Source organism: Vibrio sp. 10N.261.52.C11 (assembly GCF_041471405.1).
Lineage (GTDB): Bacteria > Pseudomonadota > Gammaproteobacteria > Enterobacterales > Vibrionaceae > Vibrio > Vibrio crassostreae_C.
Genome location: NZ_JBFROI010000066.1, coordinates 47,277 through 72,447, shown reverse-complemented (window position 1 = coordinate 72,447; position 25,171 = coordinate 47,277). Strand labels below are relative to the sequence as shown.

The window sequence follows — 25,171 nt, the reverse complement described above, 5'->3', positions numbered from 1 at the left end:
CAATCAAATTTAAATCAAAAAACCAAATTAAATTAAAATTAACTCAATAAAATCAATAAGATACAATGAAATTAAATATAAAAATAAAACGAAAACTTGCTGGAAAATATATCAAATGCTAGTATAAAACCTCTAAAAAATCTAATTAGAATGCAAAATGACAGCTAAAGAAACAATGATAATATTATGCATAAACCTTCACCTGAAATTAATTGAAGATGGCAAAAAGGACATAATCAATGGGGAAAACGACATATCAAAAATTAAAGAAATGAATTATTTTGATTTTATTAAAAAAATAGAAAATGAAAAAGAAATCAAAGTATCAGCTAAGTTTTCACAATTTAAAAGTCTAGATAAAGTAAAAACTCCTTCGATTCTATTCGATATGGAAGGTTTACCATTAACTTTAGCAAAATCTAATAAAGATAAGTGTTTAATACAAAGACCTAATAAAGAAACTCCTGAAATAATTTCGTATAACGAACTCAATTCAATTTGGAACCACAGATGGCTGGAGATAAAACAAGCTCAATCACGTTTTGATATCGCCTGGTTCATTCCTGAGTTTTTGCAACACAAAAGAATACTCGGGGAAATTTTTTTGTTTTCTTTTGTATTGCAAATACTCGCCTTAATCTCACCGCTATTTTTTCAGGTTGTGATGGATAAAGTGCTTGTACATCAAGCTTGGTCAACCCTTGATGTGCTTGTGATAGGGCTTGTGATCACTGGCATTGTAGAGGTTCTACTTCGCGGCTTACGCGAATATCAATATGCGCACACAGCCAATAGAATTGATATTCAATTAGGACTTAAGTTAGTAAAGCACTTGTTTGGCCTTCCTTTGATGTTCTTCAAAACACGTCAAGTAGGCGCTATCGTAACTCGCGTGCGCGAGCTTGATACTGTACGAGAATTCTTAACAGGCTCGATGTTTACTTTAACGGTCGAGTTCTTGTTCATGTTTGTCTTTCTCTATGTAATGAGTTTGCTTTCACCTCCTCTCACATGGCTATTTATTGCAACCATCCCTCTTTACGTATTGCTCGCTTGGTGGCTTACACCTCGAATGCAAGCGGCGGTAGAAGAGCAATTTACGCACGCCGCTGCAAATACCTCTTTTCTCACAGAGACAGTGGCTGGCAGTGAAACTCTAAAAAGCTTAGCCGTAGAGCCTCGTTTTGTTCGCCGTTGGGACGATCAAACGGAAAAAATGGTCTCTACTGGGTACGTGGTTCAGCAACTCAACAACCGATCCAACCATGTCGTTCAACTCATCCAGAAAGTAACAAGTGTTGGAGTTCTGTGGTTAGGGGCAACAGAAGTACTGTCATTGGAAATGACTATCGGACAACTGATCGCTTTTAATATGATGACAAACCATATAGCCCAACCTTTATCACGCATGGTTGAGTTATGGGGGCAATTTATTCAAACGCGCGTGGCACTAGAAAAATTGGGAGACATGCTTAATTTACCTGTGGAGCAGCACACAGGGAGCGATACGATTGCATTACAAGGCGCAATTTCGTTCAAAAACATCCTATTTCGTTACCAACCAGATATCCCACCGACCCTTAACAACTTGTCGCTAGATATCCAAGCAGGTGAAACATTAGGCGTTGTGGGAACATCAGGCTCAGGGAAAAGTACTCTAGCTCGATTACTGCTACGACTCTACTGCCCAGAAAAAGGGTTAATAACGGTTGATAACACACCACTTAATCAAATTGGCATCCAGCAACTGCGCCAACAAATCGGCATAGTTCTGCAAGAAAACTATCTATTTAACAAAAGTGTTTGCGAAAATATTGCCCAATCGAAGCCTGAAGCTAGCTTAGAAGAGGTTATCGAAGCGGCAAAACTTTCTGGAGCTCACGAATTTATCATGAAGCTCCCAATCGGCTATGACACGATCTTAGCCGAAGGTGGGCAGTCCCTTTCTGGCGGACAGAGACAACGCCTGGCGATTGCGCGAACTCTACTTTCAGATCCCAAAATCATGATCCTGGATGAAGCCACGAGTGCACTGGATGACGAATCACAAGCGTTGATTCAATCCAATATGGCAAATATCGCGAAGGGCCGAACGGTCATCACTATCGCTCACCGGTTATCCACCGTACGAGATTGCGACCGAATTATCGTTCTACACCAAGGTAATATCGTCGAGCAAGGTAACCATCAACAGTTAATCACATTGGGCAAACAGTACAAACAATTATGGCAACTTCAGCAAGAGCTCAAGCAAGAGGATTCAAACGCATGAAAAGTGTCATCAAGCGATTCTTAGCCAAATTTAGAATAAACCAAGCGACTGAGAAGCATTACGAATTTTTGCCTGCGCACCTCGCCTTATCACAACGTCCTCCTTCACCATTTGCTCGCATAACGGCCATCACGCTCAGCTTGGGAGTCGTTGCCGTCTTAATTTGGGCGTATTGGGGGAAATTAGATATACAAGCGACAGCTACCGGACGTTTCGTTGTCTCTGGCCGCTCACAAGTGATTCAATCTTATGAGCAGAGCCGGGTTCTCTCTATTCACGTAAAAGATGGGCAACGAGTGACAAAAGGCGCGCCGCTTCTTACTCTTGATACCCTAGGCATCAATCAAGACATTACCCGTTTAATCACTCAGTCTGAATTTCAAACTAATGACCTAATTCGATACCAATCTTTGAATAGTGGCCTGCCACTCTCTAAGGACCTATTATTTTCGGCCTTACCACTCGAACAACAAGCGTTGATCAATGAAAACTTCTTGAGTGAGAAACGTGAATATGAGTCGACCCTGGCAAGTATCAAAGCAGAAATGCAGGTCAACAAAACATCACAAGCGGCTCGTCAAAGTGACATCAACGCATTAATTCAGTTAACCGAAAATATTAGTCAGAGACTCGCGGCACGAAAAACGTTGAATCAAATAAAAGTCATTGGACACGTAGAGTATCTAGAGCAAGAAAAAGAGCTACTGGAAGTTAAGCGCCAAGTGTCGCAACAACGAGCTGAATTAGAGGTTCTAAAGTCGCAATACCATAGTCTTGAAGAAAGGCTGACGGGGTTCAAAGCACAAAAACACAGAGAATGGCTCGAAAAAAGAAAACAAGCGAAATTGCAACTCGGGGGTTTAGCTCAGGAGTTGTCTAAAGTTCGTGAGCGTGAACAGTTAGAAATCATCCGTTCTCCTGTCGATGGTACGGTTCAGCAACTCAGTATTTACACGCTAGGAGCAGTACTTCAACCAGCACAAAATTTAATGATTATTGTCCCTGAAAATGCAGTACAGCAGGCGGAAATACAAATTCTCAATAAAGACGTAGGTTTTGTTTACCCAGGACAGCCAGTGACAGTAAAAGTAGATGCGTTTCCATACACTCGTTACGGTACTATCGAAGCTGAGCTATTGAGTATTTCTCGTGATTCTACTACAGACGAACGCTTGGGGCTCATTTTCCCAGCCCAAGTTAAGCTTAAGAATAACAACATCTTAATCAACGGTAAAAGTATTGAGTTGACACCAGGCATGTCCGTCGTTGCGGAAATAAAAACGGATAAACGTCGTGTTATCGACTACCTGCTGAGCCCAATACGTGAATACCAAGCAGAATCGCTAAGAGAGAGGTAAGTATGGATATGACCTTATCAACAACGGAAAATAGCGTTTCTACCACTCAAGATGCTTCTATCGATCAGGACGCTTCTATCACACAAGATAATGGCGGAATCGACGCCGTCGTTTATGCGGGTAACTATTTCCACAAAAAGTCGACCAAGACACAGCTCAAGCATGCTTTAGGCGTCAGTCATTCCAATTTAAATGACTTGGAAATAAGGGAAGCTGCAGATTATATTGGCCTGAAAAGTCAAGTAACGAAAGTAAAATCGAACGAGCTAGATACCCTTCCACTGCCCGTTTTAATTGAAATCGACAATAGTTGGAAAGTGCTCACAAAATCAGCGGACGGTTCCTCTCTTTTATATGATCCAGCCACTCAATTGGAGCAGCAGAGTGAGCTTAGTCCGAGTAGTCACTCATCAACGTACAAGGTAATGTTGGTCGCGGATGAAAGACTAAGTAGCAAAGAAGTGAAATTTGGCCTTAGCTGGTTTGCCCCCTCTATTTGGCGTCAAAAGAGCCAAATGCGAGATGTGTTTATTTATGCTATTGCCCTTCAAATATTCGCACTGGTGAGCCCGATGTTGTTTGAAAATGTCATCGACAAAGTGCTAGTCGGTCGCAGCTTGTCCAGTTTACATGTGCTCGCCATAGCGATGCTTGCTCTTGCCATTGCAGAGCCAGCATACAGTTACTTGCGCAATACCGTATTTGGCCACCTCGCAAGTCAAGTAAATGCAGAGCTATCAGGACGCCTTTATCGCCATTTAGTCGGCCTCCCCCTCAATTATTTCAAGCAGCGTCAGACAGGACAAATCATTGCTCGAGTTCGTGAAATGGCGCAAATTCGCCAGTTTTTGACCGGTTCGACGTTGATGTTATTGCTCGATCTCATTTTTGTTACCGTCTTTCTTGCTGTTATGTTCCATTATGCCAAGACTCTGACTTGGCTAGTAATCGGCTCACTTTTTATCTATTTCTTACTTTGGCTTATTGCTGGTCCAATCATAAGAAAAAAAGTGGAATCAGAATACGAATCGGATGCCGATGCCACGACCTTTCTAACGGAAGCAGTAACAGGCATTGAAACCATTAAAACCACAGCGACTGAACATCGATTTTTACATCAATGGCAACATATCCTCAGCCAACAACTAAACCGTAGCTTTGATGCTCAAAAATCAGGACTCATTGCAGGGCAAGGCATCGGGCTGATACAGAAACTGACTGCGGCACTGCTCCTGTGGTGGGGAGTCAGCGAAGTACTTAACGGTGAGCTCACACCCGGACAATTGGTGGCCTTCAATATGTTGGCCGGCCACGTGACTCAGCCGGTACTTCGACTTGCGCAAATTTGGCAAGACTTCCAACATACTCTTATTGCACTAAAGCGAGTGGGCGATATTCTTGATGAACCAAAAGAAAATGGTAAACAAGGGTTAGCTTCTGTTCCTGAACTCAATGGAGGCATCGAATTTAGTAACATTCGCTTTCGTTATCACGAAGACTCTCCCGAAGTGTTGGCCAACTTATCGTTAGAAATAAAACCGGGCCAGTTTATCGGCATCACCGGGCCATCAGGCTCAGGAAAAAGTACCATCACCCGGCTATTGCAACGTTTGTATGTCCCTCAACATGGTCAAGTATTGGTAGACGGTATGGATCTCGCGATAGCCGACCCAATTTCGCTACGTCGCAACATGAGTGTGGTATTACAAGAAAGTATTCTTTTTTCTGGGAGCGTTGCAGAAAATATCCGCCTAAGTCAGCCTCAAGCTACTGATGAGGAAATACGCAATGCTGCGCAGCTTGCCGGTGCTTTGGAATTCATTGAAGGACTTCCCCACGGGTTTAATCAGCCCGTTGGGGAAAAAGGGGGCTCTCTATCTGGCGGCCAGCGTCAACGTATTGCGTTAGCAAGAGCCCTACTCGTTAACCCTAGGATTTTACTGCTTGATGAAGCAACGTCAGCACTCGATTACAACTCTGAAGCTGCCATCATGAGCAACATGAAAGAGATTTGTAGAGATAGAACCGTAATTAGCATCGCACACCGCCTTAACACCATTCGTCATGCGGATAATATTCTTGTTCTTGATAAAGGCCAAGTTTGTGAAAGTGGGACTCACGATGAACTGGTTGAGAAGGAAGGTCTTTATGCAAAATTATGGAAGCAACAAATTGGCGGCTGATTTATAAATTGAAATCTACGTTGTTATAAGAAATATGGATGGTGTGAGCTTTAACCATTGACATTCACTCAACCCAAAAAGTGTGTGTTGACACACTTTTTGAGCCTTTATTATGTCTTCTCGAAAATCAAAAAACGGCTTTTTCACCTTGGAACGGCGTTGTTGCCTAAATCAGTTGAACCTTTTTCGAGTCTTGCGATCTGATCCTTTATGATGGTTAGAGCGGTGGTGACATGGGTAAGGCAAAAAAGAAGATAACTAACTGGGCGGAGTACAATAAGGCTCTGTGCAAACGGGGCTCGGTTACGTTCTGGATAGATGATACAGCCGTAGATGCATGGCGATGCAAAACCCATCATGGTAAGCGTGGTAGAGGCTTCCAGTACTCTGATACAGCGATTGAAACTGCATTGATGATTAAGGGGATATTCTCTCTACCATTGCGGGCTCTTCAAGGTTTTATCGACTCTATCTTTGAGCTACTAGAGGTTCCACTGACGCCCCCTGACTACACGTGTATCAGCAAACGCTCGAAGACAGTTCAGGTCAAATATCGTAACAAATCCAGAGGAGCTATTCGCCATATCGCTATTGACTCGACTGGTCTCAAAGTCTTTGGCGAAGGTGAGTGGAAGGTGAAAAAGCACGGCGCCGAAAAACGCAGAACTTGGCGCAAACTGCACTTAGCCGTTGATGTAGAAACTCATGAGGCCATTAGTGCAGAAGTCAGTCTTGTAAGTGTTGGCGATAGCGAAGTGCTGCCAACATTACTCAACCCTTTACGTAGAAAGGTAGATACCGTATCTGCTGATGGAGCGTATGACACAAAAAGTTGCTATGAGACCCTGCAAAATAAGGGCAGTACTCCGTTGATACCGCCTCGAAAGAATGCGGCGCTTTGGGAAGAAGGGCATCCCAGAAATGAAGCAGTAAAGGCTTTGAAAAACGGAACAATAGCGGAGTGGAAATCTGAGTCGGGTTATCACTATCGCTCAATATCTGAGACCGCAATGTCTCGATATAAAGGACTAACCAGCGGTAAATTGAGCTTGAGATGTTATAACGCTCAAGTGGGAGAAATCATGGCGAATGTCAAAGCTATAAACAAAGTCATAGGACTAGGTATGCCTGTTCGAAACTAACGGCGAGTCACATATGGCGTCGTTGGTCTTTAAACCGATTTGATCAACAACGCCCTTCCTAGGCTTAACTAAATTTAGCCACCAATAACACATTAATTTCATTTAAACCTTTAAATTTGTAGATACAACCCTCTTAGAGGGGTACTTTAAATCACAGTATCTAACGGTCTTATATACAACCAAACATCCGAGCTTTCAACTTCCTAATATAAACTATTTATCTATGAACACGAGTCAATATCAAAGAGAAAGGACACTCTTATCTTAAAGACGATCACAATTTAATAACCTTTATTATCGCTGCTTGATATAAGCACCCATAAGTTCAAATACTTTGTCTATAGCATTAACAGCTTGAACCATTACCTTGAGCTTATCTTTCGTGCTCTTTAAAGACTCTGTTGACTCTTTCGCTTGATTAATAAGTCCCTTGATACTTTCTTGCCCTACGGAATGGAGACCAGAGTTCGTCTCTCTGATAGAAATATTGTATGCGTAGATTTTCTCGCATTTAATTAGAAACACATCATCTCCTGACTCCTGCATAACTAAGTCAAGGTAGCTTTGAAGTTCGTTGTACATGCTTTGTGATTCTGTGAGGCTCTCGCTCATTCGTTAGTCCTTTAAGGTATCGCAATCTCAGCATCACGAGCAATGATGCAGACTGATAAAAATCATCAACAACTTGCATTAGTGCCTCCAAATATCGGATGAATAACATTGAACACTGAGCTACAAACAGAGACGCTACATAAGTTCAGTCATTCAGTTTTTGAGAAAGAATTTACGACTTCACATGCCTTTGCATCATTAATATCAATTAGTTACAATATACACCCAGCCAAGGACTACTCCATCATATGAATAGGACATTCTTGCATATCACAAGTGACATAAATTATCCTTCCCTAAAACGACATACAAAATAATAGGCTCTAGAGCGAACCTTGCTTAAACAACACATGCACACCATGAATTTTCCTGTTATTAGTGGCTTTGTTGCGTAATTCAGTGGAACTAAATCCAGAACCTACGATCTGAGCAGCTACATTCACCACCTCTCGTAACGTTATGCCTAAACCTCGTTACAAAACAACCAATTGGAAGCAATAAAACCAATCACTCATTAACCGTGGATCTCTAACCTTTTGGATTTATGAAGAAGCGGTAAGTGAGTGGGCACAAAGCAAACAGAGTAAACACAGGAGGCCACGTCGATTCAGTGATCTAGCTATCACCACAGCGTTCATGGTAAACGAGTGTTTTCTATGCCACTAAGAGCGCAGCAATGATTTATCGACTCGATATTTAGGCTATCCCATGTTTAGTTAAGTTGTCCGCATTACACCTGATCCGCACCGAACCAATGCCCTTAACTTTAATAAGTATTTACACAACAAATGCATTGCGTGTAAATTATTCACTTACACCTAACCCAAACGCCTTTGCTTGCTGCGTCTGGATAGGTCAAGTTCGGGGGAACTTGACCTCCCTGTTATCAATACGGGCTATGCGCTCGGTATTTTTCTAATACCAGCCTTACACTTTCCCATAGCTCTTCGATATATCGATACTCTAGATAAAAGCCACTATCAATAAACTCAGCACCACTTGAAGAAAACCACGGTTGAGTTTCACCTTTCCCACCTACTCCTAATTCAAATTTGGCGCAATACTTTCCGCCAGTTGGGCGAATTTGGAACTTAATGTGATATGTCCAATGGGTTTCTGAATAACAGCGTTGGTAATGGGCTGGCAACCAACCAGAATCGTAGAAGTTCGGTAAACAGCTTGCAGGGAGTTGGTATTGTGATAGTGGAAGTGTTGGCATTGCACTTTGAAGTTGGCTAGCCATGTGGTTGAAAGCGCTAATGTAGGCTTCTTTGATGTGTGCAGCTTTAGTGCCTCCTAAAGAAGATAGGGGCTGTTTTGCTTGTCATAAGTATGATCCTTTAACAAAGAAATCCTTACATTTAAGCCATATGTTTAATGCGGCCCAAGATTACGGTCCGTGTTTCTTTGAGGCTTGATTTAGAACCTAAAAGTTGAAACTTCCTAACAAAGAGTGATCATTATCTACAATTCCCGCGCTAGGCTGGATCTTGAAAATACGGCTTATCGGCTACAACAAAGGATTTAAAATCAGTGTGTGTAACGCGTGTTTTGTCCAACTTGTTCTTTGCTGTCCATTGAGTGTTATCTCTTAGGTACTTTCTGTTGTATTCAGATTTCGATTTACCAACTAGCCCTAAATGATAATTCATTTCATGATCTTCGCTAAAATTCACGGAAGGTTCCAAAGCAGTTACTTCGTGATCTGTTTGTTTTTGATTATTGGATTCAGAATAATGATAGAAACCTCACTGATAAAGGCGGTAATCCTAACTTTTTCTTGGAGCAAAAGACCAAAGAAACGTGTGTTGTTGATCATAACCTAGCTTTTGCAGATGACTTTAAAATTGATGAACATAAAGAACAACATGTAAGTTCAGGCTCTTGGAATGGCTTAGAGCTAGTCGATAAAGAAGTTTATACAGAAAAATTTCAAAATGCCCTGCAAGATATTGACAATATCATCAGTGAGATACCAGAAGAGTGGTTAGAAATGTATCCAATCGATACTATTCGAGCAGAAATTACGTTAGTATTGAAGAAATTCTTAGCTGAACCGTTTTGGGAGGACATATCATGAAAGTAGCTTTACAATTCGCGATTGTTCGCTTTATGCCATTCGCAGAAACATCAGAGTTTGCCAACGTTGGTATACTTGCGTTTGCTCCAAAGACTGGATTTGTAAGCTATAAACTAGCCCCTGCCAGATTTAAAAGAGTATCTGATTTCTTCGATGATCTTGAAGGGCAACTTTACAAGCAAGCTATAGCAAATTTTGAAGATGAATTAAATTACATCCAAAACTTCGCAAAGAATATAAGCGGTAAAGAGCTTGTTGAGTTAATGCACGAAGTTACTCGAACTAGAGAAGGTTTGATGACGTTTGGTGAAACTGGTGCAATGATCACTGATGATTGTCACCTTGCACTTGAACAACTCTTTGGCCGCCATATCGGAAGAGACTTTAAAGATACAAAGGAATACCGAGAGCAACAGATGGTTAAAGCCCTTAGACAAGAGCTGAAAACTTTAACCATTCGGTATAAAGAGCAAAGCCTTGATACTGGTTTCAGTCAATTTAAGATTCCACTAGTAGCTAAAGAAGCAAATATAACTAAAGCGATCAAGCCGTTAGCATTTGACCAAGCGACTCCTTTAGCACTCGTTGACCACGGGGATCGTTGGATATCTCGTGTTAAACACTTACTACAAGCAAACGCTTTGAACGAAGATAACTTCTTATTTACGATAGAAAGACCTCAGAATAAAAAAGAAGAGTTTGTAGCCGCTTTTGATACTGTGCAAAAAGGAATGAAAGAACTAGGTGTAAAAGTTATTCCATATCAGAACAGTAATGAAATATTAAAATTTGCGGAGTTTGATTTAGATTGCTTAGTTAATGATTTCAAATTAGTAACGAATTGATACAAATAATAAAGGCTACTTAACAGTAGCTTTTTTACCTGCGAGTGAATGCTTTTATCATTTCATTCTGGCAATTGCTCTGGCTAGTTTAAGTAGTTTTGTTGATGTTTTTAGCTCTAACTCAGATTGAATACTTAATAGTGCAATCCCTGCCAATATTTGTTGTGGCCTCACTACTTGGCCTGTCGGCAGCTCCATACTGTCGCGTATCATTTTGAACTATCCCCACTCTTCATAAATACTTAGTTTCCGACCTTTTGCCATTCTCATAAGCCTTTTGCATTCAGGTGGTATAGGCTTTCCCTCATCCCAACCCGTAACAGTCCTCACAGTTTTGAAGCACAGTTCAGCAACCTCTTCCTTAGTCATTTGGCACTCTAACTCTCGAAAAATGTAATTCTTACTCATTTCGCAATACTTCAATGATAAACCTCTAAATACAAGAGGTTGCACTGATCTTATAAGATATGCACCATTAAACATAATCAGACAAAGTGAGCACTGTACAAAGGCGTATTAATTGGTAATATTTGTCTTATAATAAGTTATTAACGAATCGTTAATGTTAGGATTTTTGAAACTCATTTATGTCAGTGCGACCTGAAGTCGTATGAAGCGTTGTTCACCACGAAGAGTGAACCATCTGTACTACCAGATGCCCCTAGGAGCCTGAATAAAGAAGCGGCTCTGACAATGTAACGAAGCTTGGTTGTTGACTGAGCTGGAAGAATCGTTAGAGGACGTTCCTCCTGACAACCACAAGTCGGGTGAGTGCTAGGGGTCAATATGATGAAGCAGCGGAAGTGGTTAATACGCTGTAGCCAAAAGGCAACGAGAGTCGGAAAGAGATTGGACATTACTCTTTCGTGGTCATTGTACTCTCCGCACCATTGTGGGCATCTTATGTGGACTCCCCATTGTCAACAGTAATCGTCAGTAAATCAGAAATAAATGCGCACTTATGTACGAGCTCAACAAGAGTAGCTAACTCAGGCTCTACGATATTTACGCGAGTTAGTAGCAAATCTAAGCTACGAGTTCAAGACTCTCAGATGCCCGCTGCTTTGACTAACTGATTTTCATCCAATTTATGCATTTTACTGTTAAGACAATTTACTAAGATACTAACGGTTCAGCTTTATATTCCGTACCTTGAGTTAAAATAGCAAATGCTGTTCTGACATTTTTATTTGCCAACGCTACCGCAGCACACTTCTTACCTCTACGTTCAATTAAATTTTTTAGCCACTCTTCTTTTTTTGTTTTCGGTGGGCGATTGGCAACCTTGCTTACGATCGACATCGCACCAGTAATCAATTGGCTTCGAAACAGAGTATTTTTAAAACCTCTTCCTATCGAACCGATTTTAGCTCTCCCCCCACTTGAATGTTGTATTGGTGTGAGCCCTATGCAGGCTGCGGCTGCTTTCCCTTTACTAAAAGCTCCAATGTCAGCACACCCGAGCGCGATATATAAGTTAACAGCATTAAGGATACCGATGCCCTCAATTTTAAGTAACTTCTTACATTCAGGATGATAATTCAAAGATTCTTCAAGGCAGTTGTCGTAAATATCAATCGCTTCAACCAGCGATAAATATTGATCCCAGGCAGTAGATATTGCCTGACGAAACGAAGGTGAAAAACCATTATCTGGGTCTTCTAGGGTTTCATCAATTGTTGCTCTTAACCCCCCATTTCTGTTGGAGACTTGAATATTTAATTCAGATAACAAAGCAATCAATTGGTTTTTAGAAGCGGTTTTTTGTCTTATGCTTAGTTCTCGTAAGCGGACAATCGATTGTAGTTGCTGCTGTTCGGCTGTTTTACCTTGAATAAAGTTCACATCAGGTAACAGTGATGCTTGTACTATCGCCAAAGCATCATTTTTGTCAGTTTTCTGATTTTGTCTGACCACAGCAACTAATCTCGATGAGATTAAACGAGCATCATGCCCATGAGAAGAAGCGAGTTGCTTCCAATAATTCGAAGTACCACAAGCTTCAAACACGATTGTGGCAGGCCTTGAATTTACTAACCAACAAGTAAACGCCTTCGGTGTCATCTCTGTATTTGAGTGCACTTTTCTGTTTGTATAAATACAAACTTGGATCACTTTTTTAGCTAAATCAACGCCAACAATCGTCTTGTTCATTTGAATCTCCAAATTATTTTGAACCCTACTATTGTAGGACTTAGGGTTGGGGAGTCCAATTATCTAAGTTGACATTTTACGCGGCATACGGAACAGGGTAAGAAGTTCGGGGGATGACTCGTATATAAGGTTGAAGATGGAGCTCTAACTGTCTTGGTACTTGCTATTAGGAAGCGTAAAAAAAAGAAGCCTATTTAATCGATAGAAAGCAACTAACCTCTCTCCTGATAGGCGTTTTTTGATATTAAATACAAATACGTAACTCTCTTAATTTTATTTTTCCAGTGGTGCTCAAACCCCGTTTAAAGTTGTATTTCTTGGCTATGGCGAGCAGCGCGGTGTTCACCTTCACCGTATGCATCACGCTCTATCATGATGGCTTTCGCATTATAGAACAACACTTCTTTTGGGACGCCCCCGAAGTATTCAAACGCTTCTTCAAGGCCTTCTATCCTGTTTTCTTGACGATCTCGCTCACTAAAGTGAACGAAGGCCGCTCGGCTATAATCAAGCATAGCAACGAAGGCTTTTACACGTACGCCGCCACGTTTTATCAAGATCTCAACAGTCTCTTTTGTCTGTTAAAACGGATAGACACAGCAATTCAAGTTGACGACCAAACCAGCAACGCGATCCATAAGAATGTGTGGCCTCAGAGCTACGAAAACTTGCGTTATAATAACACTAATATTAGAGGCTACATTGGGTCTAAACTTCAAGAATATCACCAGTTCATCGCTGAATTGGCATCGATGGAGGGCGACAATATGGCAGCAAGACTTCCCCCGCTCTACAAACCGGACCGTTCCGGATCCAAACGCGCCCAGAGCGTATGAAAGAAATACTCGAAGCGTTAAAAAAATCAGAAGAAACGGACTGAGAAACAACAAGAAAGCGCCTAACACCTGCGTTAGAAACTTGTCTTAAACGCTTTCTCTGCTTAACTTGCCTTTATATGCTTGTTGAATTATTTTGTTTGGTAGCAGTTAGCAAAAATGGAACTGTACTTCATTAATTAAAAGGTGAACTGTTTATAGTAAAGAGAGCGTTATTATTTCAGGTTTGTTCGCAGATAATGAACACATGAGTCATTATCTGCGAGTAAAACAATGAATCCATTAGACTACACATTCTATACTTTAAACGCGAAACACTACTTACTGGAACCAGAACAAAAGATAGCGGTGAGACAAAACCAAAGCCGTCCGAGCTTTTCTGGGATAGTTTTCTTAGTGGGATTCCTAGTCGGTCAGGTTATCCACCTTTATTAATCACCTCCCGTGGAATTATAAGAAGACAACTTTAAGTTAAGTTGCCATATTCAGAGGTATTCGTTGTATCTAATGAACATAATTTTGAGGTTGACATGGTAGCTTCTCAGTTGTTATCTACGAGTCATCTGCAGCGTTTAAAGCAACTCGAGAAACATTTTTCTCGCAATGAAGTTTATGATGTTGATATTGTCTCACTTGCTGAAATTCTGGCCTGTTCAGAAAGGTACGTGAGTAAGCTAATGGCTTCTTTTGAAAGCTTTGGGCTTATCCATTGGGCTTCGGGTCAGGGCCGTGGTCATCGCTCAAAATTGACGCTATTAAAAAGTTTTGAGACCTCACTGCTGACTCAGTTAGAGCGCATGGCTCGCTCTGGCAGAATAGATCAGGCATTTCGACTAGCTACTCAATTTGGCGAAGTTCGTCTATTTCAAGCTCACTTACCTCTCTGGTTAGGGGACGCACAGCAGGAATTAAAAAAACAGAATACTTTGATGTATTTAGTCCCTTATATGCTGCCTGAATGGCACCCTCATTTGGCACAGTCCGCTCGTTCTATTTTATTGGTCGAAAGCGTCTTCGATACCTTAGTTCGATATAACCCTATTCAGAATGACATCGTGCCTCATATCGCTCACCAGTTTCATTACAGTGACAAGCAAATCCGTCTCCGCATCCGTAATGACATAATGATGCACAATAGAGAAGCGCTGACACCGGAACTTGTAAAAAAAAATATAGAAATGCGCCTTAGTACGCCACATCCATATCAAATTCTATTTCGTCATGTAGAGGGTATTGACATAGATAAGCAGTGGGTCATTTTCTCTATGCGTCAATCTGACCCAGTTTTCCTGCATTTGTTAGCTGACTCACACAGTGCAATTTTTGATTATCAGGCTTCAAAACCAATTGGGTGTGGGGTATATCGAGTCGAAAGTTTGGAAAAACAATATTGGAGTTTAGTTCGCAATAACCACTATTTTGGTTTTGGTGGCCATATTGAACGAGTAGAATTTTGGTGTAGTGATGCCCAACCTCAAGCGCCTATGCACGTGGCAGAACTGCTCTATTGCGAATCCCAACCTACTCAGCCACAAAAAATCGATCGCAGCGGATGTACTGTTTTACAGTTTCATCATCATGTCGGTGCATTATCCGCTCAAGAAAGAGCCTGGATTGTTCATCATAGTCGACGTTTTACGCTTGGTAGCCAAAAAAGAGCGGCGAATAGCGTGATGGATTGCCATCAAGATAAGGGATTTCACTTGTTCAAGCACGACATGAAACTGCCGACTCGTCCGGTGGTAATTGAAGTGATAGACAGTCATATGAGCGAGTTACAGCCTTTGCTCGATGAGTTATCTCAAAAAGGGGTTGTTTGGCAGGTATGTATTCAAGGACAGTCTCAAGACATTGCTATTGATATCTCCTATGACTGTTACGTTTTTGGTGACGACCTGACATTTCAATATTACGAATGGCTCCTTTGCAGTAATGTGTTTAGTCTCTGCTTGCCTGAACGTGGAAAACAAAGCTTATTGACATTTATTGATATGTTTATGCAAGAAAGTAACAACAGTCAAGAGTTTTTGCACAAACTGTATCGAGCGGAGGATTGGCTTATCCAGAACTATTATTATTGCCCTCTATGGCGCAATCATTTCACCGTGACTCGAGCGGACAACTTGTATGGCACAGAAACGAACAATATGGGCGTAATGTCTCTGGTCAATATGTGGTTGGAGTAATCGCTGGTATGGTAGTGTATCTGTAGCGATATGATTTGCAGTGTTTAACGGATAATTAAGGATAAAAATGGACTTTCACCTTTGGCTCGGCTTTGTCGCGGCATCGCTCATTCTTACCGCGACACCAGGGCCTAGCATATTTTTAGGTATTGCACATGCTCTCAGATATGGGTACAAACGCGTGCTATATACCGCCCTTGGGGACATCTCAGCTAACTTTATTCAAATGGTGTTAGTCGCCTTGGGTTTAGGTGTCATCCTTGCCAATTCGGTAGTGGCATTTACTGTCATCAAAGTCTTTGGTGTGATCACCTTGGTTTACATGGGGCTAAAAATACTCCTCGCTAAACCAGCACAAGTTGAGCACTTAAACCTCAACAACTCAGATTTACAGGCCTCAAACAAAAAGTTGTTTTACTCTGGCTTTTTAGTCGCGGCTGGCAATCCCAAAGCCATCCTATTCTTCTCGGCTTTTTTCCCGCAATTCATCAACCCCGACTTACCCGTATTCCCTCAACTCTTAGTGATGTGCCCAACCATGGCGTTGCTTGATTTCAGTTTAGTGATGTTTTATGCGTTTTCGGCCAGACGGATTGTTGATGCGAGCCGACTATCTCTTACCGCTGTGACCAGAGGAAGTGGTGCTTTACTGCTGGGAGCCGCAGGTATTCTAGCAGTTAAAGAACCCACTTAATCTCGACTGAGAACCGCGACCAAGATTGAACATACTGTGCCCAGCACAACCAATACACCTATTTAGCAACTCTCGGAGTAAGACACCTATGATCACTTTTTACGAACTGTGTGGGGACGATGGCTTAAAATTCAGTCCTTATTGTTGGCGAACGAAAATGTGCTTGATACACAAAAATATAGCGTTTGATACCACTGAGCTTTCTTTTGTCGACATTCAGGCTCAGTTTAAGGCGCAGTTTTCTACACTCCCCGCCATCAAAGATGGTGAAACGGTGCTCTCTGATTCGTTTAACATCGCTGATTATCTTGAGGCCCACTACCCTGAATCACCTTCATTATTTGGCGGTGAAAAAGGGCGTTTAATGGCACTTTTTTTCCATGAGTGGACAGCATCATTACATTCGGACATCGCCAAAATTGCCATCTTCGACATTTACTGCAAGCTTAAAGATCGCGATAAAGATTACTTTCGTTCCTCTAGAGAGAAACACTTTCAGGACAGCTTAGAAAATGTACAAAGCAACAACCAAGAGTTAGCAAAGGCCGACTTACTCAAAAAAATGAGAGTACTGGAATCTTATTTAGCTAAGACACGATACTTATCGGGCGATGCGCCCATGTATTCAGACTATATCGTCTATGGGACGTTGAAGTGGCTGCTGTCTACGAGTAACGCTTTCACAGGGGAAATGCTGACTAGCCATGTTTTGAATTGGTATGACAGCCTAGATAGGATTGACACTGGAATTTAAACATGCTTTAAGACAACGATGGAAATGTGAACGCAACGCATAGTTTGCGTTTAAATTTATCGGATGTTACATATTGATTTGTTACAGTTTATTTCCGTATGTTGCTGTCAATATGCAATGTACAGAATAAATTTTCATTTCAAAAAAGTGCCACAGGATATCGTATTATGATAACTAAAGTTGTTCCTCTGATATTGTTAGTTTCGTGTTCAAGCTTTGCATCAAGTGAGATTGTTGATAATTTTTCTCATATAGGATTTGGTTATAAAGGAGCTAGTTTTAAGTCGGGAGCGTTAAAACCTTACCTTAACGATAAGTATGACAATACAGAGAATAAGACGATGGGAGGGTTATACTTAGATGTCAGTGCTCAAGTTTTTGACTACGTATTCGTTGAAGGAAGAGCAGACTTTCTCACTCGATTTAGTTCGGAGGTAGATAGTTGGCAAGCTGGCGGAGGACTCATTGGGCGTTTGGGAGGGGCAATGGCAAGCTCTTTATCCTGTGGAGCAGTAAACTATCGTGCTGATAGTGATTACAGTTCACCATATTCCGAGCGTGGAACATACTGTCAAGCGATGGTTAGAAAACAAATAGCTAATCATTGGTTGATGGGAGTTTCCTATCAGCATGATTTCTTAGATCTAGCAAGAGATGAGTTTAAGTGGAATAACGTCTTTCAATTCGGCTCAGTGTTTGGCTTAGTTGCAAATTTAGAATATGCAGAGCGTGATGAGGCGGAAGTGAGCTATGAGCTTGGGTTGCAGTTCTCATTTTAACTTGCGAGGGTATATATTTTTAGAAGCTTCATTTTATTATTAATATATTATTTTGTTTTTCATAAGAGGCTAGACTTAGCCACCACTTGAAAGTCATCTCTGTATAAAATGGTGCCGACGTCTGAATAATGTAATGTCGCCACCTTTGTATCATATTCTTCTAATATATATTTTAGCTCATACATGAGTGATATATGTTTGACGCTTGAGTCTAAAAACCAAGAGATAGCATTGTCTGGCCATGACTTTGAGTGGAACGGTGGACATGGTAGTGATTCATTAAGTTGAGTGAAGATTTCTTTAATATGCACCTGATGGTACTCGTAAAGGATCAATCCGTCGACAAGCATCATTTGTGCTTGGGTAATGATACCATGAGTATGCTGGAGTCGCTTTTCCTCCTCCATACTGGCAATAAATCTTATAAACATTGGATTCCTTTATTACTATTTATTCATCTAGTTTAAGATTTTATCATTGATAATTTATCGTTGGACGATTTGAGAGTTAGCACAGAGTGTAAATAAATTTCATTCTATTAGTCAATTATAGAGGAGATGCACATGGAAACCATTATCCACGAAGCCATAAATCTTAGAGAGGCCGGAAATTATCATGCGTCTCGGCTTTTGCTGCGTACGCTATTGGATGACAGTCAATATGCAGCCAAAGCAAATTTATACATGGCTTGGTCTTATGATAATGAAGGCAAAGAGAAGCAAGCGCTTATACATTATCATCTTGCATTGGAAGGGGATCTTTCCATAACTGAACGTTTTGATGCTCTGTTTGGGTTGGCGAGTACTTATCGCAGTTTGGGTAAATACACTGAAGCGTTAGAGTATTTTGAGCGAACCATGGCTGAATACCCTGATTCACTGGAAGTACAGCCGTTCTATGCCATGTGTTTGTACAACTTAGAACGACACAAAGAAGCAACGGCGTTACTAATTAAGTTATTGTTATCAACCACTGAGAGTAAGAAAATCAAAAGTTACCAGCGAGCCATTCTGCTTTATGCAAAAGACCTTGATAGAACTTGGAAAAAACGAATGCAATGCATTACAAATCAATAGGTTAATTAAAATAAAATGTATATAAAAACAGTGGTAATTGACGTTTTATCTCCATAAATAACGCTGTTTTACAATGAATGCCGCCATTTTTGCCGCCACTTTTACATAACCCTGTTCATCAACGAATTATGATTTCGGCTTAACGCCATTACATCCTCTACCAACTTCTCGAGTTGCTTTTGCTGCATTTGCATTCGGCCTTGGAAGCTTTGGTATTCACTTTCATCCACTAATGCTAGCCCGTGTTCTCTCGCTTGCTGCTTGAGTAACTGCAGTTCTGGGATTTGACTACGCAATTCATGTTCTAAGTCTTGTTTAAGTACTCTTTTTGCCAATGCGTGTTCAAAACCATGCTCTTGTGACCAAGTATTGGTATTGAATACGGCATTGTAGTGCACATGAACATTTTGGCTTGTTACGTTTTTCGCCTTCGCCAATTCAAAGATTAAGTCGTTTAAGGATAGGTCTTGCGGAACAGTTGGAGTAGGAAGTGCTAGAGCTGTGGGCATACTGTCGAACGCACGAATGGCATTTAGGTGGAACTTTGGGCTAATCCACATTGCGTATGAGTAGACCAATTCTTTGCATACCCAAGTCCCCGCATCACTACCGTCACGTTTGGTATTTATAGCAAAGCAGGAATTACTGCTTTGCTCAATTTCATTAACCAGTTCTTGAGTTTGCTGATTCTTGATAAAAATACTTGGACGATGTCGATTGTGTCCACCACTCGCTTTATGCAGATCGTTTAGCGAATACAAATTATCGAGTGTGCGAATGTCTTTAGAAAAGATTGTTAAATTTGGCATGGTTGCCTCCTTGGGGATGATCTTTAAATCACCACACAAAGGGACTAATCTTCGGGTGGTGAGCTGAACAAGGTTAGTCCTACCGCTCCCAAGGTTACGGCCAGCCGAAGCTGCCTCGCCCAGCCCACCATAATGCTGATAGTACGTTTTATAAGTAAAGCGACTATGTTCAGGTGTGCTGAAGCTGCACATAAAAAACCAGCAAAAGCTAGCGTCTATGCGCCTTGGGTGTATATTGCGGGGGACTAATCCCGACACTGGATTTTGCCAGTGCCGTTACAGATTAACGATGTGGAAGATCGGTGTCAAACGTTTAATAACGTTGCATATTGTATAGAGCGCGGTTCTTACAATCAGCTTGCCTCACCCATGAACGTAGACAGAATCGAGACAAAAACAACTCCAGAGCACACACGCAGTTCCAGAGTCACACTAAATTATTAACTAATTTAGATTCGTTTTATTTGTAACTATTGTAATTTTAGCCACCCATACAAATACGAATGATAATAATTATCATGAATTGTTTAAAGAAAATAATAGTTTCCTCATTTTTCCTCTCACCAATACATTGTTATTCTACAGAAATTATAGGGGAAGCTTTTCAAGCGAATGACTCTTACGAAAATAAGATTAGAGATAAAAATCGTTAGAGTTAGAAGCCCCTGACTGTACTGGCAACTCCTCTTGGATTGATTACCCTTCCTTACCTCAAGAGCCTACAGAAACGAGTAAATCCGATATTAATTGCAGTTTTATGCAGTTTGCATGGCAATCTTTTGCTTATTATACCAGTGACAAGACACCGGATTTATTCTTGAATATGATGCCGAAAGACAGAATATTTAAAGAGATACCCGATAGTTGGGACAATAAAGGTGATCAAGGATTAGTACAAAGTGAAATCCTTCAAGCCGGCTCTAATTTCCCATTGAACGATCAAGAAGGCAATCCGGTCTTCTATCAACAAAGTGTCAATAAAAAATTCTACAATGACATCGTCAAACACGGATTAAACAATAGCCAATGTGTCGCCGATATTGACAGTGGGAAAACACCGTTTGAAATATCCCCAGGCTCCACTGAAGTAAAAACCTCATGGAAATTAATATCTAATAACGACAACCCTGAAAAATTTTTCACTATTCATAGAGATGTTGAGATCGACGGGGCAGTAAGGAGTAATGGGCTTGGTCGGGATTCATGTAGTGCGAAAAACAAGGAATCATCCTGAATTCATTTGGACCACATTTGAACACAAGGAAAACGCTCCTGATTGTGCTGATGTTCCTAACCTATCAAATTTTGAAAAATCAGGTAAATGGACATTTTTCAACCCAATGTCCTTTCAGAAAGTGAATACTTACTTCCCTGGTAAACCTACTCAAGTCTGTAGAGAAACACCCTATGGGGTTGGTGTTTTAACGAAAACTGAAGTAGCTAAAGATATAAAAGCGCTTAACGAGGCAATGTCAGATTATTACCAATCACGTAAATCTGTTTGGTCTAACTACTTCCTTGTGGGCACATCTTGGACAGTCTCAAACGAGAGTGATTTAAATAAAGGAGAGGTGCCTCCCTCTTGGAAAAATGAAATAGGGGGTTCGAAGTTATTATCAAACAGTACAATGGAGACCTATGTCCAAAACCCTCAATGGTTTGCTTTAGTGCATCCTAAAGAAGATAGGGGCTGTTTTGCTTGTCATAAATATGACCCTTTAACAAAGAAAGCCTTACATTTAAGCCATATGTTTAATGCGGCCCAAGATTACGGTCAGTGTTTTCTTTAAGGCTTGATTTAGAACCTAAAAATTGAAACTTCCTAACAAAGAGTGATCGGCTTTCCACTTTTATGATCTTACCCTTTCAGATTAAAAGGTTTTATAGAAATTAACGTTAATTAAACCGCATAATAACATTTCACAGCTCAACACAATTCGTTGGATTTATAATTATAAAGAGTTAAGTATGCGCTCCAGACACCCTTGGTTAGACCGCTTATTCAGTCCCCACCCTCAATGGGTCTATAAGACTGGTGTTATGTTATTGGCCCTGTTGTTTAGCTTATTGGCTTCATTAGCAACCAGTCTTTATCAAGTTCATAATGAAATTAAGCATGACGTCGACTACCTCGATCAAATCGTTTCTGTTGCGATTAAATATGGGCTTGAAAAACCCATTCTTTCTGAAGCCAGCGTCGCTAGCGGTGAATGCTCCACTGACACTATAGAGCAGTTAGAGAAGCTTTATGTGTCGCATCTACTTATGTCGATACCCATCGTTAATCTTGATAAGCAGAAACCTTATACCTATTGCTCTCCTTTCGGCGTTGAGCAATTTGAACAACGTAATTTTAAGAACTTACTCAGTACACAATTAAAAGGGGAAATGTGGCGTTTAGCGATTTATTCTCTCTCCACAACCCCAAAACATCCCCCCTATTTATACGGTTCGAATGGACAATATGGCTTCCTCTTTCCATTACGCACGGAATACCTTTTTCTTGAAAATGATTTAGACCATCAACGCTCTATTCGTTTATCTTTACCAAAAGAAAATTACACTATCCTTGAAATAGGCAGTTTGCCCAATGCTGATCGCCTGTACTCGAACTCAGTTGCTTCAAACTATCTTCCTCTTACCTTTGAATCCTCCGTCTCTGCCTCACGAGTGCTTTCGAAGTTTAAGCAAAACTTGTGGCCTGTCACCACTTTACTCTTTATGATTTCACTCACCATTCTTTGGTTATGTGTTTCCTATTGGCACGCAAAAAAAGAAATTGCTCTTCAAAAAGCGGTTCGAGACGCCCAGTTTTTCCCCTATTATCAACCCATTGTAGACGCACAAACAGGTAAAATGCTCGGTGTCGAAGCTTTACTCCGATGGCTTCCCTCTGATGGCCGCGTCATAGAACCAAGCAAGTTCATCCATTATCTAGAGCAAAGTGGGGATATCATTCCAACAACAGAAAATCTCATTACAACCATTTACCGCGACTTATCGTCTTTGATGAGTCAAAACGCTGAGTTTTATTGCAGTGTCAACATCACTCCTCTGCACCTACAAAATGACGATTTTTACCACTATTTAAAGCGGTTTCAGCACGACTACTCAAAACTGACGCTTGAATTGACAGAACGCCAACCGATTGAAAATTTGGCGTTTGCCAGTCAGCGCCTCGCCTTACTCAAAACATTAGGACTTAAAATAAGCCTTGATGATGCAGGTACCGGTTATGGCGGAAACTCCTATTTGCATTATTTCGATATTGACACTATCAAAATAGACAAAATGTTTACACGCTCCATTGATGAAGGAAAATCCGCTGTTCTCGATGGGTATATTAAAATGGCTAAGCAGTTAGAAATGAATCTAGTAGCGGAAGGGGTTGAAAATAAGCTTGAAGCTAACGGGCTTTTATTAAGAGGCGTCTTTCAACATCAAGGTTACTATTACGCTAAACCTATGTCGATTGAAGATCTCCATCGCTGGGCTTTAGATTATGGTTATACTCACGAGCGGGTTAGTGAGGCGCTCTGCTAAAAACATCACGGAGCTTACCTTAGTCAACAACGAAAAGATGCTCTTGCTAATACTCGTGGTTTAGCCTAACTGAGTCCATAAAACGAACACGTCGGGAGTAAAGAAGATAACCACACTCTTTGCTCATTTGTGGCATCACTTACTTAAAGTGGTCCACCAAGTTCCCCTTGTGGGATAACGAACCGTTCCCGCCTTACACATCAGAACATGTACGTCAGAAAACCCTTTTGGCTCGTTCTTTCACGATAGGTCGAAAACCAAGTCCCTTGTGCGTTGCTGATGCTTTCAAACATTGTCATCCCCATTGATGTTGATTCATACTGACTACGTTGATATCGCAGTCTTTGAGATCAAAGTCGAAAAACACATTCGTCGGCTTTTTATTCCATCTGCATACCAACACCCGCATCACCGTAAGAGTGGCTGCCTTCACTATTGCAAAAAGCGCCGCAGATGGGCGCAGGCCTGCGTAATATGCCTAAAAAGTTCAGGAGCCTTACCTGGGGCGACGTCCAAGGCTGTTTTTCTACTCAATTAAGCACGCTGGTTGAGTGGTTCAACAGAGTTACTTGGGAATACCAGACACCACATCCTTTGGGTGTGCGCATTCTACTACAAGAATGCACAAGCCAGTTTGTAGCACGGCTCTTGAGAGAGAGCCCATTGTTTTGTTCTTTTAAAAGAGCAAAACAATGTCCTTAAAAGGAGTTTGAATAATGCAAATTGTATACGGATATTGTCGTAAAAATGAGGCGGGGAATTTATTGGACCGCTTTGTTAAACAAGGGGATTTTGTCAGCTTCAAAGAACTGGGCTCGGTCGGGCGTGAATACATGGCATTTGCTGCTTTGTTGCCTTTTACTGACCGCCTCCCCTTTCCTTTCTATTGGAAGGGCGTTCATTTCGTTTCGGTTCAAAAACACACCCAATCAGTCCGTCAACTCACGCCACCACCATCAAAAAATGCTCGCAAAAAACATTATCGTAAACTCAAGAACACGATAATGACCCCTCAAAATTGGAAACAACACGTCAGTCGCAATCGCGGTTTGAAGTATGTAAACGCTTCCTTGTTGCCTTTAATGTAATCAAGAAGCGCATGGGACTCAACGGCAACATCTTAACTCATGCGGTTTAAAGCCTGCCCAAAAGTCTGACGAACGAACAACGTCCATTTTTCAACCCACCAGATGCACGACACCCCTTTTGATAATGGCGGTGCGATGTCGTGCCTCTTTTATCTACATTTAAAGGTAACCAAATGAAAAATAAAACATCACGCTTTCACTGCCCTCTTACGTATTGGCGTTACGTCTGCACGCTTATGGCCGTCTACTTTGCTTGTGCGTCACCCGCTTACGCCAATGACCTCTTTGCCAGTGGTAAAGATACCGTAACCAACACGGTCGGAACGGGGTCTTCTGGCGAGTTCTACATTTTAGTGGCAGGCCTAATTGGCGGCATCATCGTGGGCATCATGCAAAAGAACTGGGTGGGTGGCATCATCGGCTTTTTCGTTGGCGTGGTGTTCTGGGAAGTTGGTAAAGGGTTTGTAGGCTTATAAACCACATAAGGAGAGCGCGAAACTATTCGCCCTATTTCACCATGGATCATCAAGACAAACAAACCCTCTTCGCTTTTCCAAACTACTTACAAACCGACGTCAAAATAGTCGGATTTCCAATCGATGAAATACTCCCTTCTATCTTGTTGTTTTTGATGTTGTTCAACATCAATCGGTTGGTCGCGGTCGCCGTGTGTATCGGATTTTTCCTCACCATTCGCAGCTTAAAAGTCCGACACGGCCCCAAATTCATCATTCACTTCATCCACTGGTATGGGGATGAC

At 41.2% G+C, this 25,171-nt stretch carries 22 protein-coding genes and 4 pseudogenes; 18 read left to right on the top strand and 8 right to left on the bottom strand.

From position 1 onward, the window contains the following. The first annotated feature begins 157 nt into the window (after window positions 1-157). The 4 genes and pseudogenes from AB4323_RS20825 to AB4323_RS20810 all read left to right on the top strand — a co-directional run bounded on the left by AB4323_RS20825 (window position 158) and on the right by AB4323_RS20810 (window position 6,955). The gene (locus AB4323_RS20825) at window positions 158-2,272 is read left to right on the top strand and encodes a peptidase domain-containing ABC transporter (RefSeq protein ID WP_102258476.1); all 2,115 of its coding nucleotides are present in this window, start codon (window positions 158-160) and stop codon (window positions 2,270-2,272) included. Continuing rightward, complete coding sequence (locus AB4323_RS20820; RefSeq protein WP_017083706.1) at window positions 2,269-3,630, top strand: HlyD family type I secretion periplasmic adaptor subunit; 1,362 nt, start codon at window positions 2,269-2,271, stop codon at window positions 3,628-3,630. Before AB4323_RS20825 ends, AB4323_RS20820 begins: the two co-directional genes overlap by 4 nt. Before the next feature lie 89 nt (window positions 3,631-3,719). Next, a pseudogene (locus tag AB4323_RS20815) lies at window positions 3,720-5,813 on the top strand (type I secretion system permease/ATPase); the annotation flags it as partial. Window positions 5,814-6,046: 233 nt separating this feature from the next. Next, a complete protein-coding gene (locus AB4323_RS20810; protein ID WP_372153258.1) occupies window positions 6,047-6,955 on the top strand; it encodes an IS5 family transposase in 909 nt (302 codons plus the stop codon). Between the two features lie 294 nt (window positions 6,956-7,249). Here the strand turns inward: AB4323_RS20810 and AB4323_RS20805 are convergent, their stop codons facing one another. After that, the gene (locus tag AB4323_RS20805) at window positions 7,250-7,567 is read right to left on the bottom strand and encodes a hypothetical protein (RefSeq protein ID WP_017082565.1); all 318 of its coding nucleotides are present in this window, start codon (window positions 7,565-7,567) and stop codon (window positions 7,250-7,252) included. A 513-nt stretch (window positions 7,568-8,080) separates the two neighbouring features. Between AB4323_RS20805 and AB4323_RS20800 the strand changes: the two are divergent. After that, window positions 8,081-8,244 (top strand): annotated as a pseudogene (locus AB4323_RS20800) (transposase); the annotation flags it as partial. Between the two features lie 209 nt (window positions 8,245-8,453). On the opposite strand, the gene AB4323_RS20795 reads toward AB4323_RS20800, so the two are convergent. Continuing rightward, window positions 8,454-8,810 carry a hypothetical protein gene (locus AB4323_RS20795; protein WP_241904768.1) on the bottom strand — a complete coding sequence of 119 codons (357 nt, stop codon included), beginning with the start codon at window positions 8,808-8,810 and terminating at the stop codon, window positions 8,454-8,456. 235 nt (window positions 8,811-9,045) lie between these two features. Further along, a complete protein-coding gene (locus AB4323_RS20790; RefSeq protein ID WP_198594943.1) occupies window positions 9,046-9,219 on the bottom strand; it encodes a hypothetical protein in 174 nt (57 codons plus the stop codon). 53 nt (window positions 9,220-9,272) lie between these two features. Here AB4323_RS20790 and AB4323_RS20785 point away from each other — a divergent pair, with 53 nt between their 5' ends. Both AB4323_RS20785 and AB4323_RS20780 read left to right on the top strand, forming a co-directional pair. After that, on the top strand, window positions 9,273-9,647 hold the full coding sequence (locus AB4323_RS20785) for a HipA family kinase (RefSeq protein WP_338417940.1): 375 nt from the start codon (window positions 9,273-9,275) through the stop codon (window positions 9,645-9,647). After that, window positions 9,644-10,492, top strand: a complete 849-nt coding sequence (locus tag AB4323_RS20780; protein ID WP_017082568.1) for a DUF3037 domain-containing protein — start codon at window positions 9,644-9,646, stop codon at window positions 10,490-10,492. The genes AB4323_RS20785 and AB4323_RS20780 overlap by 4 nt, the downstream gene beginning before the upstream one ends. Window positions 10,493-10,549: 57 nt before the next feature. On the opposite strand, the pseudogene AB4323_RS20775 reads toward AB4323_RS20780, so the two are convergent. From AB4323_RS20775 to AB4323_RS20765, 3 genes and pseudogenes are all read right to left on the bottom strand, one after another. Beyond that, window positions 10,550-10,915: pseudogene (locus tag AB4323_RS20775) on the bottom strand (regulator). 693 nt (window positions 10,916-11,608) lie between these two features. Then, window positions 11,609-12,646, bottom strand: a complete 1,038-nt coding sequence (locus AB4323_RS20770) for an IS110 family transposase (RefSeq protein ID WP_102459768.1) — start codon at window positions 12,644-12,646, stop codon at window positions 11,609-11,611. A 301-nt stretch (window positions 12,647-12,947) separates the two neighbouring features. Then, window positions 12,948-13,200, bottom strand: a pseudogene (locus AB4323_RS20765) (IS21 family transposase); the annotation flags it as partial. A gap of 812 nt (window positions 13,201-14,012) precedes the next feature. On the opposite strand from AB4323_RS20765, the gene AB4323_RS20760 reads away from it, so the two are divergent. The 4 genes from AB4323_RS20760 to AB4323_RS20745 all read left to right on the top strand — a co-directional run bounded on the left by AB4323_RS20760 (window position 14,013) and on the right by AB4323_RS20745 (window position 17,895). Beyond that, the gene (locus AB4323_RS20760) at window positions 14,013-15,668 is read left to right on the top strand and encodes an SgrR family transcriptional regulator (RefSeq protein WP_102535456.1); all 1,656 of its coding nucleotides are present in this window, start codon (window positions 14,013-14,015) and stop codon (window positions 15,666-15,668) included. Window positions 15,669-15,735: 67 nt separating this feature from the next. Further along, window positions 15,736-16,362: a LysE family translocator gene (locus tag AB4323_RS20755; protein ID WP_102535455.1), complete on the top strand. Its 627-nt coding sequence runs from the start codon at window positions 15,736-15,738 to the stop codon at window positions 16,360-16,362. An 88-nt stretch (window positions 16,363-16,450) separates the two neighbouring features. Further along, the gene (locus AB4323_RS20750; protein WP_102535454.1) at window positions 16,451-17,116 is read left to right on the top strand and encodes a glutathione S-transferase N-terminal domain-containing protein; all 666 of its coding nucleotides are present in this window, start codon (window positions 16,451-16,453) and stop codon (window positions 17,114-17,116) included. 167 nt (window positions 17,117-17,283) lie between these two features. Beyond that, window positions 17,284-17,895: a hypothetical protein gene (locus AB4323_RS20745; protein ID WP_102420934.1), complete on the top strand. Its 612-nt coding sequence runs from the start codon at window positions 17,284-17,286 to the stop codon at window positions 17,893-17,895. Between the two features lie 59 nt (window positions 17,896-17,954). Here AB4323_RS20745 and AB4323_RS20740 read toward each other — a convergent pair whose 3' ends face one another. Further along, complete coding sequence (locus tag AB4323_RS20740) at window positions 17,955-18,326, bottom strand: hypothetical protein (protein ID WP_017082573.1); 372 nt, start codon at window positions 18,324-18,326, stop codon at window positions 17,955-17,957. Between the two features lie 132 nt (window positions 18,327-18,458). Here AB4323_RS20740 and AB4323_RS20735 point away from each other — a divergent pair, with 132 nt between their 5' ends. Continuing rightward, window positions 18,459-18,971 carry a tetratricopeptide repeat protein gene (locus tag AB4323_RS20735; RefSeq protein ID WP_102258050.1) on the top strand — a complete coding sequence of 171 codons (513 nt, stop codon included), beginning with the start codon at window positions 18,459-18,461 and terminating at the stop codon, window positions 18,969-18,971. 101 nt (window positions 18,972-19,072) lie between these two features. On the opposite strand, the gene AB4323_RS20730 is transcribed toward AB4323_RS20735, so the two are convergent. After that, window positions 19,073-19,780 (bottom strand): KilA-N domain-containing protein, encoded by a 708-nt coding sequence (locus AB4323_RS20730; protein WP_372153256.1) that lies wholly within the window; start codon window positions 19,778-19,780, stop codon window positions 19,073-19,075. A 757-nt stretch (window positions 19,781-20,537) separates the two neighbouring features. On the opposite strand from AB4323_RS20730, the gene AB4323_RS20725 reads away from it, so the two are divergent. The 6 genes from AB4323_RS20725 to traL form a co-directional block, all read left to right on the top strand. Further along, complete coding sequence (locus AB4323_RS20725; protein ID WP_372028839.1) at window positions 20,538-21,014, top strand: hypothetical protein; 477 nt, start codon at window positions 20,538-20,540, stop codon at window positions 21,012-21,014. Further along, window positions 20,965-21,570: a hypothetical protein gene (locus AB4323_RS20720; RefSeq protein WP_371958579.1), complete on the top strand. Its 606-nt coding sequence runs from the start codon at window positions 20,965-20,967 to the stop codon at window positions 21,568-21,570. Before AB4323_RS20725 ends, AB4323_RS20720 begins: the two co-directional genes overlap by 50 nt. A gap of 178 nt (window positions 21,571-21,748) precedes the next feature. Next, window positions 21,749-23,323 (top strand): EAL domain-containing protein, encoded by a 1,575-nt coding sequence (locus AB4323_RS20715; protein ID WP_265120470.1) that lies wholly within the window; start codon window positions 21,749-21,751, stop codon window positions 23,321-23,323. Window positions 23,324-24,039: 716 nt separating this feature from the next. Continuing rightward, window positions 24,040-24,411 (top strand): hypothetical protein, encoded by a 372-nt coding sequence (locus AB4323_RS20710; RefSeq protein ID WP_372153253.1) that lies wholly within the window; start codon window positions 24,040-24,042, stop codon window positions 24,409-24,411. A gap of 173 nt (window positions 24,412-24,584) precedes the next feature. Further along, complete coding sequence (locus AB4323_RS20705) at window positions 24,585-24,887, top strand: type IV conjugative transfer system pilin TraA (RefSeq protein ID WP_102258054.1); 303 nt, start codon at window positions 24,585-24,587, stop codon at window positions 24,885-24,887. Window positions 24,888-24,928: 41 nt separating this feature from the next. Further along, on the top strand, window positions 24,929-25,171 hold a 243-nt coding region (gene traL / locus AB4323_RS20700; protein ID WP_372153251.1), incomplete at its 3' end, for a type IV conjugative transfer system protein TraL.